Genomic DNA, 12,276 nt, shown 5'->3' with positions numbered 1-12,276 from the left:
ACAAAAAGCAATTGCAATTCTTTTTTGACGATGCGGAGAGAATCTGGAAAGACGAAAAAGATGCAACGGGTTTGGTAAGAACAAAGCAGGCAAGGACCTTGACAGATCAGTCTGCGATGATGGAATTGTACGGCGACTGGAAAGGTTGAAATAGAGCTGATTGCAGCTGTAATTAGGAATTTTTATTGAAGAATACTGTTAATTTTGTTTTAAACTAAAGACTAACGGCCATGCAGACAACTTTTGTGGTAGAACCGGAAGAATGGACAGAGAAGTTTTGGAGGAAAATTATGCCTCTGTTTCGAAAAAGAAAGATTCGGGTAACGGTGGAAGAAATAGAAACTGGTTCAGCAGATTGTCAATTTGATACCTATTTCAAGATTAACAAATTGCAAAAGGAATTTTCTTCAATAAATGTATTTTCATCTGCCGAGTTATCAAAGACAGCCGATGAATCCTATGATAAGAACTTTTGATAAGGTACGATATGGTTTAAAACCAACGGCCCCTTTCTTCGTCAGAAAGGGGCCGTTTAATTTTTATTTCGCGTCCTTATAAAGACCAAATTCGCTAATTGCCACACTTACGGGCGATTTTGTAATTCGTAGTCTGAACTTCTGACCCGTAACGGGCGCCGGAAGTTTTACCAGACGTTTTGCACCGACACTGGTTCCTTTATGGATTTCTTTCCAGTCGCTGCCTTCCCACACGTCCACGGCAAAACCTTCGATGCGCTGTCCAAGTTTAATATATTCCTGTAAGCTGATCACGTCAAATGTGATAGGAGCGCTTAATTCCATAGTCACTTCCGGCGTTTTGAAATCTTCGTCTGTTGCCCAGTAAGATTCCGATTTTCCGTCAAGGATATTTTTCGCACTGTAAATGGAATTATAACCACGTACATTAACCGCCTTTGAACTTGCGCGTGCAATCAGGTTTGTCGCGAAAGTATTTTTTACACGATCACCAAAAGTTTTCAGCGCTGCCACGTCATCATCATGAAGCTGGCCTCTTGTATCAGGTGCTAGCCCCAGGTCAAGTCCGGCGCCACGTCCCACACTTTTAAAATACAGCTCAAAAAGGTAATCCGGCGTTTTTGGTTTTTGATCCGGGTGATAAAACCATCCTTTACGAAGCGGTACATCGCATTCAGCCGGTACCCACATTTTACCATTTCTTGTTCCGCCAGGGTTTTCGTCAGCATTTGCCTGACCAGGTACAGCCACATTTGTTCCTTTCGACGGCACCGGTGTTAAAGTAGCCCATGAAGTTTCAGCGGCTTCTCCATCTTCATTTCCAACCCAGCGAACGTCCCAACCCACATCACTGAAAATGTTTGCGGTTGGCTGAAGTTTTCGTGTCAGGTTAGTCCAGGTAGAGTCCCACTGATAATAAGTTGTGTTGTCAATCGAGCGTTTTTCTCTTGCGCCACCATAATATCCGTCACCACCATTGGCACCATCATGCCACGACATAAACAGCGGACCGTAATTTGTATAAAGCTCACGCAGCTGCTCGCGGTAAATGGCAAGGTATTCAGAAGTGCCGTATTTGGCATTGTTCCGGTCCCATGGAGAGCAGTAAACGCCGAATTTCAGGCCATGCTTACGCGCTGCGTCAGCAACTTCCTTAACCATATCTCCTTTTCCATCACGGAAAGGGCTTTTTGAAATATTGTATTCGGTTGTTTTGGTTGGCCAAAGTGCAAAACCATCATGATGTTTCGCAACAAAAACAATTCCTCTCAATCCACCTGCTTTTGCAGCCAGAACGATCTGTTCTGCATTGAAATCTTTTGGGTTAAAAAGTTTCGGATCGGCATCTCCATAACCCCATTCTTTGTTCTCAAAAGTGGTAGGCGTGAAGTGCATGATACCGTAAACTTCTGTTTCGTGCCAGGCAATTTGTCTGGGCGCTGGTAAAGCACCATAAGGTTTCGGGGGAGTTTGTGCAAACGAGGTAAATGCCGTTAATAAAAATAACGCGGCGATTTGTTTTATCATTTTGGATTAAGGGTTGCTTTTGTTATTAAATAAAAAGATTGTTTAGTTTTTGACTTTTCTTTCGATCAGTGGGTCCCTGAGGTTAGACTTCACAGGAGTGGTTGGCTGATGTCTCCTTTTTTTTAACTGTTCGCTGATCTCATGTATGGCCGATTCATCAAGTTTGGTGTTGATAAATTCTGCATCGGTCTGATCCAATATTTTGAAATTAGTTTTCATTTGAAATATCTTTTAACAAGTGAAAGTGCTTCTTTAACATCAATATACATTCTGTTACCGGCAAGAATTTTCGCTCCGATCGACAACTGGTAGTGCGTTATCAGCTTTGTCTTGGATTCGAAAACAACGATCCCATCCAATCCGTTTTCAAATGATAATTTGCATGCAAAAGCAATCAGATTTCCAGCCACGCCGAGGTACATCTTTTTCACCCCTTTATTAAATGCAGCATTTTCAATCAAATGCATGTAAACGTGATCCTGGTTAATACGGACGCTTATCAATCCATGAATTATTTCGGGATTCTGGCTTGTGACCAACTTGTAAACCAGCCTCTCAGCATTTGCACGTTCCGTTTTCCAATCGAATAGCCAATCTTTCTTTTTTATGGCAGCTTGTAACGGAAGAACTAATGTTTCGAATTTCTCCCCGGTAATAGCATTTTCAATTGAACTGGTTAATTTATCTATTTCAAATTCCAGCATGTGTATAACTTTATATTAACAAATATAAGATTAGTTACGCATACTGGATAATTTCTTTTAGTCTCAGTTAATTACAAACAAATAAGCCGGTTGCTGGCCTAATTCGGTGATGGTTTTAGCAGGGATTTCGATGACACCATCTTTCAGACGCAAAGCTTTTTTCGTCCCAGCGATCGTAATTTTAGCTGCCGCAGGGATATCAAGTCCTTCCGGTTTCAAACGGCCAGGAATTGCTTCTCCGGTTTCAGCCAGGTAAAACGCGTAGGTTGTATTTCCCTTTTTGGTATAAGCCCATTTCCCCTGACGATAAGGTGCCTGAGGTTTGGTTTCATAAATTCCGATACCATTTACATTCATCCATTTTCCCATTTCTTCCAGGCGCTGATAAGCTTCCTCATGCCATTCTCCATCCGGCCCCGGTGCAACGTTCAACAGCAGGTTACCACCTTTTGAAACGATATCTACCAGCGTGTGTACCAGTTTCCGGGTCGACTTGAAATTCTCTTTTGGGATATACGACCATGAGTCGCCCATCGTCATGCATGACTCCCATGGAATCGACATATAGTGATCCGGAATCTGCTGCTCGGGTGTCACATAATTTTCAAATTCGCCTGTTACCGTGCGGTCAACGACAAGCAATCCTGGCTGATGTGAACGAGCCATTTTGGCAATGCGTGCCATATCGATATCCTGATCGTAAGGAATCGTTTTTTGCCAGCTGATATTAGGGTCAATGGTGTTTTTTGGACGAATCCAGCCGCCATCCAGCCAAAGAATATCAACCGAACCGTAATCTGACATTAACTCTTCGATCTGGTTGTAGGTGAAATCCTTGAACTTGTTCCACTGTTCCGGATATTTTTTCGGGTCGTAAGATACATTTCTGTCCTTTGGCGGAAAATATTTCCACCAGTAAGAAGGCGTATTCCAGTCAGGTTTGGAGAAATAAGTCCCAGTCATAAATCCTTTATCACGGAAAGCCGACAAAACTTCTTTCGTTACATTGCTTTTAGGGTTCGACTTGAAAGGTGTATTGGTGATTTTGTAATCGGTATATTTGGAATCAAACATGGCGAAACCGTCATGATGTTTTGTCGTGAAAACGACATATTTCATCCCTGCATTTTTAGCAGCCGTAGCCCATCTTTCCGGATTGAATTTCACCGGGTTAAAGGTCTTGCCAATTTCCTCGTAGGCTTTTTTGTATTCAAACCAGTCATGTGAATGCGGTCCCTTGCGTTCACACCAGCCTTCGTCTTCCGGGCAAAGCGACCAGGATTCTACAATTCCCCACTGGCTGTATGTACCCCAGTGCATGAGCAGGCCGAATTTCACATCCTGCCATTTACTTAACTTTTGCTGTACGAGCGGGTCAGTTGGTGCTACGTACTTTGAATGATCCTGCTCCGAATGCTGCTGTGCAAAAGTCGCCGTTGACAAGAACAGGAAAAGAGCAGGAAGAAAAGGTTTTAATTTCATTTTGGGTTTTACTGATTGGTTCAATTTTAAAAATGGTTTGCTGCCGGTAGTCAACGGATTGTAAATCGGGCCCCGACAGCCAATAAATTATTCGAAATAACTTTCAGCGTCGAATACTTTTCCTTTACCGCCTTTTTCGGTTACGGTATAATTAAATCCTTTTTGCACCGAATAGGCGCCAACTTCACCTTGCTTGTTTATCGCAATAAAACCAACCTGGAATGTCTTGGCACGCTCAGGATTCGGTTTTACAATACGGTCAATCGCTTTTTTACAGGCGTCATAAGGGGAAAGCCCGTTTCTCATAAACTCAACAACCAGGTGAGTTCCACAAACGCGGATTACCTCCTCGCCTTGTCCTGACGACGTAGCAGCGCCCACTTCGTTATCCACGAATAACCCTGCGCCAATAATCGGCGTATCACCTACACGGCCGCGCATCTTGAAGCCCATGCCACTGGTTGTACACATGCCCGAAACATCTCCGTTGGCATCCAGGGCAATGGTTCCCATCGTATCGTGGTTGAAAGAACCATCTTCAAAACGATTCGGTGCAAACGGACCGTGGCCTTGTTTCGGGTGTGATTGCTGATGTTCGATATTGATAACCGGTTTGTACTCTGCCTTCACCAGCCATTTTTTGTAAGCCTTTTCAGCATCGGGTGAAAGTTTGCCGGATTCCAGTTTAAACCCGTTTGCCAATGCGAATTGCTGCGCACCAACGCCAGCCAGAAAAACGTGCGGCGTTGTTTCCATCAGTTTTCTTGCTACGGAAATAGGATGTTTGATCCTTTCAAGAAAAGCAACCGACCCGCAATTGGCTTTTTCGTCCATGATGCTTGCGTCGAGTGTTACATAACCATCGCGATCGGGGTTTCCGCCCAAACCAACACAACAGTTGATATCATTTTCAATGGCTATGGCCGCCTGTTCCACTGCATCTAATGCTTTGCCGCCTTTTTCAAGTACCGGCCAGGCGGCACCATTTGCGATTTGTCCGCTATCCCAGGTTGACACAACGATCGGCTTATTTACTGCCGTTGAAGCAAAAAGCTTATTGACCTGCGTAAACGGCAACGCCAATGCAGATAAGCGTAAGAAGGAGCGACGGGTTGGTTTCATTGTATTTTTGTAAAATGTTGAACTGACTACTTTAAACATAAACGGTTTGCTGCAACGACAAAACGTTATAAAACACCTTCAATTTTATACACCCAGGCAGAATTACAAGGCAATGTTCTGGGTGTCACTATGGGTGCGGTAATGACAATCTTTCCTTTCGACTGGCTGGATTTGATCTTTCCTTTGTAACCCAGCATGGAAATGTTTTTCGGATTTGAAATGCCTTTGATCGCAATCTGATCAGGCCATTGAGCGCAAATCACGTATAAGTCCTTACCTTTTTTTGTATAAAATACGGTGCTGTCGGTGGAAGCCTGCGAAGCATTTTTCCAGCTTTCCGAGCCGTAAATTGCCTCACCATTCACATTCAGCCATTTTCCGAGATCCTTTAAACGCTGCTGCATGATAACGGGAATCAGACCGTCCGCCGTAGGGCCGATGTTCAATAAGAAATTTCCACCTTTTGAAACCACCTGAATGAGGGAATGAACCAGCTTGTCGCTGCTCATATAATCTTCCAGGTTTTCATTTCGGTTATAACCAAAAGACTCTCCGATGCCGCGGCATTCTTCCCAGGGATGAGTGCCGGAGGAAGTTCCCTGGCCATATTCAGAGGTGTAAAAACTGCCGTGTTTTCCTTTGGTATCATTGCCCCAGCGGTCGTTCACAACAATATTTTCGCTAACCGATTTATTATTGTAAAGCCAAGCAAGAAACTCCTTGCTTTTCCAGGTATCCGACGACTGATCCCATTCTCCGTCCGTCCAGAGCAAATCGGGCTGATAGCGCGTTACAAGGTCTTTCATCTGAGGAACCATGTGATCGTTTACATATTTATTGACATCGGATTTGTAAGTTGGGTTAAACCATTCATATAAGGAATAGTAAAAGCCCATATGCAGCCCTTTATTTTTGACAGATTTCGTTAAATATCCCGCCAGATCGCGGTGCGGACCAACGTCCACCGAGTTCCAGTTCCAGGATTCGGCACTTGGCCATAAGGCATAACCTTCGTGATGTTTTGAAGTCAGTACAACATATTTTGCACCCGCTTCCTGGAACAGATCAGCCCAGTCGTCGGGGTTGAAAAGTTCTGCTTTAAACTGACCGGCAAAATCCTGATATTTAAAATTAGGTCCGTAGACTTTTTCCTGAAACGCTACAAATTCTTTATGAATTTTTAATTTCGGGTCATGAAGGCGCTGCCAATACCATTCGGAATAACCGCTTCCAAAACCGTCGGCATTGGATTTTGTCGCCCATGAAGGAACGGAGTACAGTCCCCAGTGAATGAATATACCAAACTTGGCATCTTTAAACCAGGCCGGTGTGGCCCGTGAATCCAGAGATTTCCAGTCGGCCTGATATTGTGCCTGCGCATGAAGAATAGAGAAAAAGCAGAATAGGAAAATAAGGGAATTTTTTTTCATAAAATTTGTGACAACTATCAACTTACGTGAACGCGCACACAATTTATTAAAAATTTTTAAAAAGTAGAAGCCCAATCTGTTTCGCCAAAGTTATCTTACTTATTTTGAAACTATTACAGATGAAAATTTGGTGATCTAATTCTTTTCTGAATTTTCTCCGATGGCTGGCCGGTATTTTTGGAAAGGGATCCGGAGCAGGCCGGATACTTTGCTGTTTTCCTTTGCTTCAGGATGTGTATCGATCCCGTAAATGATTTTTTGCTGATCCAGTTTTTTGAAAGTCCCAAACAGCCTGTCCCAGACCGAAAAAATATTTCCGTAATTGGAGTCGGTGTAAGGCTGGATATAATGATGATGAATGTGGTGCATATTAGGTGTTACCACCACCAGGCTCACCACCGCATCAAGCCAGCGCGGAAGTGTGATGTTTGCATGATTGAACTGGGAAAGAATCACCGATAACGATTGGTACAAAAAGATCAGCCACATCGGTGCGCCGGTAATCAGGATGGCCAGCGCCGTGAAAATAAACCTGACCAGACTTTCACCCGGATGATGGCGGTTAGCGGTGGTCGTATCGACATATTGGTCGGCATGATGAATGATGTGAAACCGCCATAAAAATTTCACTTTGTGCTGAACCCAATGGGCCGTCCAGGCACCTATGAGATCCAGCAACAACAATCCTGCCAATGCCTGTATCCATAATGGCAAATTGGGTATCAGGTGCAAAATGCCAAATTGATGATCCACCGCCCAATTGCTGGATTTTACAAGAATAAAAGCGAGTGGAAAATTGACCAGTATGGTTGTTAGCGTAAAGAAAAAATTGACTCCGGCGTGTCGCCATTTGTTGTATTGAAATTGAAAAAGCGGCCAGGATCCTTCAATCAGCCAAAAAAACAGAATTCCGCCCACCAAAATGGCACTTCGGTGAGAAGAGGGGATATGACCAAAATACTGGATAAGCCACTGCATATTTCACGGCATTAGTGTTTTAGTAAAAATAATATTTTTGATGGAAATAAATGTATTTTGTTGCAGCTTGCTGCTCAGCATGGTGGATGGGCCAGGTTGTAAAGGGGGGCTTCTGCGAAAGTTTTAAATAAGTACCACTTAGTGTTTGTTTTAAATTCTGGTACAAATATTATCTTTGATATAATTCTAACTTATATATTGATTAATGGTTCTGGAAATTGAAAACGTGAGGCAGCATTATGGCGCTCTGGAAGTGCTGGATATCGTTTCGTGGAAAGTTGATTATGGAATTTACTGGATTCAGGGAGAAAACGGCGCGGGAAAATCCACGCTGTTCCGTTCGCTGGCCGGGATGTTGCCTTTTACGGGAAATGTAACCTTAGACCAAAAGTATAGTCTGAAAACAGAGCCGGTTGATTATCGTTTACGGTTAAATCTCGGAGAAGCAGAACCCTTGTATCCGTCATTTTTAACGCCCGCAGACCTGATTGCTTTTGTTGCAGAGGCAAAGAAAAGCCCGGCGGGGCAGGTGGAAATGCTTATCGGAGCGCTGGGAATAAACTATCTGAAACATCCTTTTGGCAGCTGTTCCAGCGGGATGGTAAAAAAGGTATCGCTGGCCATTGCTTTTCTTGGAAATCCTTCGGTGATTATTCTCGACGAACCGCTTATTACCATCGATAAGGAAGCCCGGCATGCTTTGTTCAAATTGATCGAGACTTATCATCAGCAGGGCGTGACGTTTCTCATTTCTTCACATCAGCTTTTTCAGCAGGAAGGTCTGGCTGTCACGGAAAGTTTTGCCTTGAAGAATAAAACGCTGGTCAAACTCGGAATGAAATGAAAATATTGATGATTTCCACGGTTCAGGCCTTTTTCCGGCAACGCGCGGGTATGTTTTTTGTGCTGATGGGGCTGTTATTTGGTTTCATGAGCAGTCGTGAACATTATGGTTTTGCGCTTTTCTTCCTGACCGATCCGTTCGGAATGTATTATCTGATATTAATCTGGGGTTTGTATACCTTATTATGTGCCCATTTTATCTCAAATCTGTGGATACAGCCGGATTATCACTTTATCTACAATACCAGACTTTGGCCTAATACAAAACGCATGATCCGGTTTCTGCTGATGGCATTCGGTTTCTTGCAGCCTATTCTTTATTATGGAATCTACATTATTTCAATCGCCCGGCAAGACAAACTGCTGCACCGGGTCTGGCCGATATTTATTTTCTATGCCGTATTAAGTACGACATTGGTACTCGTGGCCGAACACCGTATCAGAAACCCCCGGTTTTTTCATGCGAAAGGTAAGACGGTTTTCAACTGGCCGTTTCCCAGGCCGGTCTCCTGGATTTACTGGAGTATCGAATGGCTTTTCAGGGAAAAAGGGCTCACCCTTTTATGCTGCAAGATCGGTGCGACCGGTGTGTTTATTTGTACCCTGATTTATTACCAAACGGACACCTATGATATCCGTTTGCCAGCCGTTGGCTTGACTTTGGGATATCTTTTGAACATAGGATTATCCTATGAGTTGTTTCGCTGGGAAAATGAAATCTGGCTTTGGAACCGTTCTTTACCGGTTTCCATAATGGTACGATTTGCCAGAACGTTATTAATCCATGCCATCCTGATTATCCCGGAAACGCTGATTGCGGTCCGCTACAACGTGATTGCTGCGTTGGATATGTTACAGCTTTATGTCCTGGGACTATCGGTAATCCTGATTTTTCACAGTTATTTATATAAACGGGGCGGACTTCTCGAAGATATGATGAAACCCGTGTTGTCAGGTTTTGTCGTGCTTACTTTTTTGATTTTATATAAAATTCCGGTCTGGGGAATTGGCGCAGCGGGACTTTTGCTTTCCTGTTATCTGTATTCCAAATGGTATGGAAAGGAAGAAATTGGTTTGTGAAAGTTAGCCCTGGTCGTTGAAACCAAAGCTAACTTATGTATTCCGGATTATTTACCCGGAACCGACGGGCGTACTTCTACCTTACTTGGTAGAGTTCTGGCCGGCATTTTAATTAAGTCAGACACAATCTGGCCGATATCTTCCGGCTGGATTTTCCATGCATCCTTTTCTGATGGCTGGTGATTGGCAAACTCCGTTGCCACGGATCCAGGCATAATGGTAGAAACCTTAATGCCGTCATTGCGCACATCCATCATCATGGCCTGCGAAAAACCTACCAAGCCAAACTTGCTTGCGTTATAGGCCGTTCCATTCGGGAAGAAGTTGGTGCCGGCAAGGCTCGAAATATTGATAAAATAACCTTTTGTTTCTTTTAACGCATCCAGGGACGCTTTTGCACTGTAAAAAACACCTGTTAAGTTGATGTCAATGGTTTCCTGCCACTGTTCCGGTGTTAAATCGTAAATCGGAGCGAAATGTCCTACACCAGCGTTGGCGATCACGTAGTTCAGTTGTCCCCATTTGTCAACAAGAACTTTTACTGCATTTTGTTGTGATTCGAGACTGCGTACATCCGATTCGATGCCGATCGCGAAACCTTCACGGATCTTGTTAAGTTCTGCGGCTGCTTCGTCAGCGCTTTTTTGAGAACGGCTGGTTACTGCCACGCGAATTCCTTCTTTGATCAGCACTGCGGCTACGCCATAACCTATTCCTTTGGAGCCGCCGGTGATCAGCGCTGTTTTAATTGATTCTGCCATTTATGTTGAAATTGCAGCCTTAAAAGGCTTTTTTGAATATTATACCAATGACCAAGCAACAAAGAGAATGGCAGGAAGGTTTGTCCGGGAGGAATTTTATAAATCTAATTTCAGAAAATCGCTGAGACTTAGAATAGCAGTTTGTTCAAATTTTACACTTCGCAACTCCGTACCAAGTATATAAACCAAAAACGATTCCTCCATTCAAACCGTGTACGATTTAACCTTTTAATAACATCTCCTTAATTCCTGCCTAATGCCGAAAACGTAGTTTTGACGAAAAACTGACTATATGAAATCAACATTACGTTTTACCTTCCTGGCAACTTTATCGGCAGCAGCCCTGGTATCCTGTACGGACCATAATATTGAAAATCCGGATGGGGCGAGTTATCCCGTAAAAGCTACTTTCAAAACTGCTCCGATTTTATCAACGACGCAAAACGGTACAAAAATATACGGCAGTGGTTATGGTTCATCCATGGCTCAGGTTCCGGGTGAGTGGGATTCATTTTATCTGATGACCGATCGCGGACCTAATGTTGATGGTACAAACGAATCGAAAATTTTCCCGGTCCCGGATTTTAATCCGAATATCGCAAAGTTCAAGCTGGTGGGGGACGAACTTGTTTATCAGTCGACCATTGAATTTAAAAATGCTGCCGGAACCAAACTGACTGGTCGCCCTAATTTACCGGGTGAAGGCAATGCGGGTGAAACAGCGCTGGATTTTATGGGAGCCCCCATCGCCAATGATGCAGAAGGAATTGACTGCGAAGGTCTGACGGTAGATCCTACCGACGGCACTTTCTGGGTAAGTGATGAGTACGGACCTCATATCGTCCATTTTGACAAAACGGGTAAAACGATCGAACGTATCAATCCTTTCGGGACAGGAACAGGCGGCCGCAAGTTACCAAAAGTTTTGGCGAGACGCCGTCCCAACCGCGGTATGGAAGGGCTGACGATCACACCAGATGGGAAATTCCTCGTGGGTATGATGCAGTCACCTATTTATAATCCAAGCAAAGCGAAAGTTGCCAGTTCGAGATTGCTTCGTTTGCTTGTTTTTAATGTGGCAACGGGCGAGACAAAACAATTTGCATACATCACCGAGTCTACCAAAACATTATCAAGCGAGATTGTGGCTATTACCGGAACGACTTTTCTTGTACTGGAACGTGATCAGGACTATGCAGGTGGAAACCCGGCATCGCTTATCAAACGTGTTTATAAAATTGATATTTCCGCAGCCACGGACATTTCTGACCCGGATAATAAAGAAAGCGGTTTGCTGTTTGGTGGTAAAACAGTGGACGAACTGACGGACGCGGAAATCATTTCAAACAATATCAAACCGGTAACCAAAGAAATGGTTGCCGATATTCTGGCTATCCCGGGCGGTTATCCACATGATAAGGCGGAAGGGTTGGCTATTATTAACAATAAAATGATCGCCGTGGTGAACGACGACGATTTCGGGATTGTAAGTCCTGCGACACCCGACAATTCCATCATTCAGAAAATTCTTCCGTCGACACTTCTTGTGGACAGAAACGTGATCTACTTCATCCCATTAAGCAAGGGATTGAAATAGTATGTGAAACTTAATATAAGTGGATTCTCCTATTGTTGTTTACAGCCCTGCTGAATTTTTCGGCGGGGCTGTTTCTTTTTTTATGTGACCATTGACGATTGTGGGTTTTGACCATCGACCATTGACCGGTCACTACGAGCTGTTGGCTATCAATGGCCAACAATGGTCATCTGTCAATCGTCAACCACCCAAAACCCTCAATCGTCACACAAATCATAAAAGAATCTGTCATCATTACCTCTTTTTTTGCCTGTCTCTATACAATACCCTATTTTT

Annotated in this window: 13 protein-coding genes; 5 read left to right on the top strand and 8 right to left on the bottom strand. The window is 43.7% G+C overall.

The genetic code is table 11. From position 1 onward, the window contains the following. The first annotated feature begins 11 nt into the window (after positions 1-11). Together M1L62_RS03130 and M1L62_RS03125 are read left to right on the top strand one after the other, a co-directional pair. The gene (locus tag M1L62_RS03130) at positions 12-149 is read left to right on the top strand and encodes a hypothetical protein (RefSeq protein WP_254411545.1); all 138 of its coding nucleotides are present in this window, start codon (positions 12-14) and stop codon (positions 147-149) included. 81 nt (positions 150-230) lie between these two features. Continuing rightward, positions 231-476: a hypothetical protein gene (locus M1L62_RS03125; RefSeq protein WP_254411544.1), complete on the top strand. Its 246-nt coding sequence runs from the start codon at positions 231-233 to the stop codon at positions 474-476. Between the two features lie 63 nt (positions 477-539). Here M1L62_RS03125 and M1L62_RS03120 read toward each other — a convergent pair whose 3' ends face one another. The 7 genes from M1L62_RS03120 to M1L62_RS03090 form a co-directional block, all read right to left on the bottom strand. Further along, the gene (locus tag M1L62_RS03120) at positions 540-2,003 is read right to left on the bottom strand and encodes an alpha-L-fucosidase (protein WP_254411543.1); all 1,464 of its coding nucleotides are present in this window, start codon (positions 2,001-2,003) and stop codon (positions 540-542) included. Between the two features lie 42 nt (positions 2,004-2,045). After that, complete coding sequence (locus M1L62_RS03115; RefSeq protein ID WP_254411542.1) at positions 2,046-2,222, bottom strand: hypothetical protein; 177 nt, start codon at positions 2,220-2,222, stop codon at positions 2,046-2,048. Next, positions 2,219-2,707 carry a hypothetical protein gene (locus tag M1L62_RS03110; RefSeq protein WP_254411541.1) on the bottom strand — a complete coding sequence of 163 codons (489 nt, stop codon included), beginning with the start codon at positions 2,705-2,707 and terminating at the stop codon, positions 2,219-2,221. Before M1L62_RS03110 ends, M1L62_RS03115 begins: the two co-directional genes overlap by 4 nt. Positions 2,708-2,770: 63 nt before the next feature. Continuing rightward, complete coding sequence (locus tag M1L62_RS03105) at positions 2,771-4,189, bottom strand: alpha-L-fucosidase (RefSeq protein ID WP_254411540.1); 1,419 nt, start codon at positions 4,187-4,189, stop codon at positions 2,771-2,773. An 87-nt stretch (positions 4,190-4,276) separates the two neighbouring features. Further along, on the bottom strand, positions 4,277-5,311 hold the full coding sequence (locus tag M1L62_RS03100) for an isoaspartyl peptidase/L-asparaginase family protein (protein WP_254411539.1): 1,035 nt from the start codon (positions 5,309-5,311) through the stop codon (positions 4,277-4,279). Between the two features lie 65 nt (positions 5,312-5,376). Further along, complete coding sequence (locus M1L62_RS03095) at positions 5,377-6,741, bottom strand: alpha-L-fucosidase (RefSeq protein WP_254411538.1); 1,365 nt, start codon at positions 6,739-6,741, stop codon at positions 5,377-5,379. Positions 6,742-6,876: 135 nt separating this feature from the next. Beyond that, the gene (locus M1L62_RS03090; RefSeq protein WP_254411537.1) at positions 6,877-7,719 is read right to left on the bottom strand and encodes a sterol desaturase family protein; all 843 of its coding nucleotides are present in this window, start codon (positions 7,717-7,719) and stop codon (positions 6,877-6,879) included. 205 nt (positions 7,720-7,924) lie between these two features. Here M1L62_RS03090 and M1L62_RS03085 point away from each other — a divergent pair, with 205 nt between their 5' ends. Both M1L62_RS03085 and M1L62_RS03080 read left to right on the top strand, forming a co-directional pair. Continuing rightward, positions 7,925-8,563 carry an ABC transporter ATP-binding protein gene (locus M1L62_RS03085; protein ID WP_254411536.1) on the top strand — a complete coding sequence of 213 codons (639 nt, stop codon included), beginning with the start codon at positions 7,925-7,927 and terminating at the stop codon, positions 8,561-8,563. Continuing rightward, positions 8,560-9,642, top strand: a complete 1,083-nt coding sequence (locus tag M1L62_RS03080; protein WP_254411535.1) for a hypothetical protein — start codon at positions 8,560-8,562, stop codon at positions 9,640-9,642. Before M1L62_RS03085 ends, M1L62_RS03080 begins: the two co-directional genes overlap by 4 nt. A 47-nt stretch (positions 9,643-9,689) precedes the next feature. Here M1L62_RS03080 and M1L62_RS03075 read toward each other — a convergent pair whose 3' ends face one another. Beyond that, positions 9,690-10,403 carry an SDR family oxidoreductase gene (locus M1L62_RS03075; protein ID WP_254411534.1) on the bottom strand — a complete coding sequence of 238 codons (714 nt, stop codon included), beginning with the start codon at positions 10,401-10,403 and terminating at the stop codon, positions 9,690-9,692. A gap of 292 nt (positions 10,404-10,695) precedes the next feature. Here M1L62_RS03075 and M1L62_RS03070 point away from each other — a divergent pair, with 292 nt between their 5' ends. Continuing rightward, positions 10,696-12,000 (top strand): esterase-like activity of phytase family protein, encoded by a 1,305-nt coding sequence (locus M1L62_RS03070; protein ID WP_254411533.1) that lies wholly within the window; start codon positions 10,696-10,698, stop codon positions 11,998-12,000. Positions 12,001-12,276: the final 276 nt, after the last annotated feature.

The sequence above is a fragment of the Dyadobacter diqingensis genome (assembly GCF_024220585.1).
GTDB classification, from domain to species: Bacteria; Bacteroidota; Bacteroidia; order Cytophagales; family Spirosomataceae; genus Dyadobacter; species Dyadobacter diqingensis.
This window is presented reverse-complemented; position numbering and strand designations above follow the sequence as displayed.

Bases quoted from the DNA above. Each gene is read 5' to 3' on its own strand.
- M1L62_RS03125 (WP_254411544.1), top strand. From the start codon at position 231: ATGCAGACAACTTTTGTGGTAGAACCGGAAGAATGGACAGAGAAGTTT.
- M1L62_RS03120 (WP_254411543.1), bottom strand. From the start codon at position 2,003: ATGATAAAACAAATCGCCGCGTTATTTTTATTAACGGCATTTACCTCG.
- M1L62_RS03115 (WP_254411542.1), bottom strand. From the start codon at position 2,222: ATGAAAACTAATTTCAAAATATTGGATCAGACCGATGCAGAATTTATC.
- M1L62_RS03110 (WP_254411541.1), bottom strand. From the start codon at position 2,707: ATGCTGGAATTTGAAATAGATAAATTAACCAGTTCAATTGAAAATGCT.
- M1L62_RS03105 (WP_254411540.1), bottom strand. From the start codon at position 4,189: ATGAAATTAAAACCTTTTCTTCCTGCTCTTTTCCTGTTCTTGTCAACG.
- M1L62_RS03100 (WP_254411539.1), bottom strand. From the start codon at position 5,311: ATGAAACCAACCCGTCGCTCCTTCTTACGCTTATCTGCATTGGCGTTG.
- M1L62_RS03095 (WP_254411538.1), bottom strand. From the start codon at position 6,741: ATGAAAAAAAATTCCCTTATTTTCCTATTCTGCTTTTTCTCTATTCTT.
- M1L62_RS03090 (WP_254411537.1), bottom strand. From the start codon at position 7,719: ATGCAGTGGCTTATCCAGTATTTTGGTCATATCCCCTCTTCTCACCGA.
- M1L62_RS03085 (WP_254411536.1), top strand. From the start codon at position 7,925: ATGGTTCTGGAAATTGAAAACGTGAGGCAGCATTATGGCGCTCTGGAA.
- M1L62_RS03080 (WP_254411535.1), top strand. From the start codon at position 8,560: ATGAAAATATTGATGATTTCCACGGTTCAGGCCTTTTTCCGGCAACGC.
- M1L62_RS03075 (WP_254411534.1), bottom strand. From the start codon at position 10,403: ATGGCAGAATCAATTAAAACAGCGCTGATCACCGGCGGCTCCAAAGGA.
- M1L62_RS03070 (WP_254411533.1), top strand. From the start codon at position 10,696: ATGAAATCAACATTACGTTTTACCTTCCTGGCAACTTTATCGGCAGCA.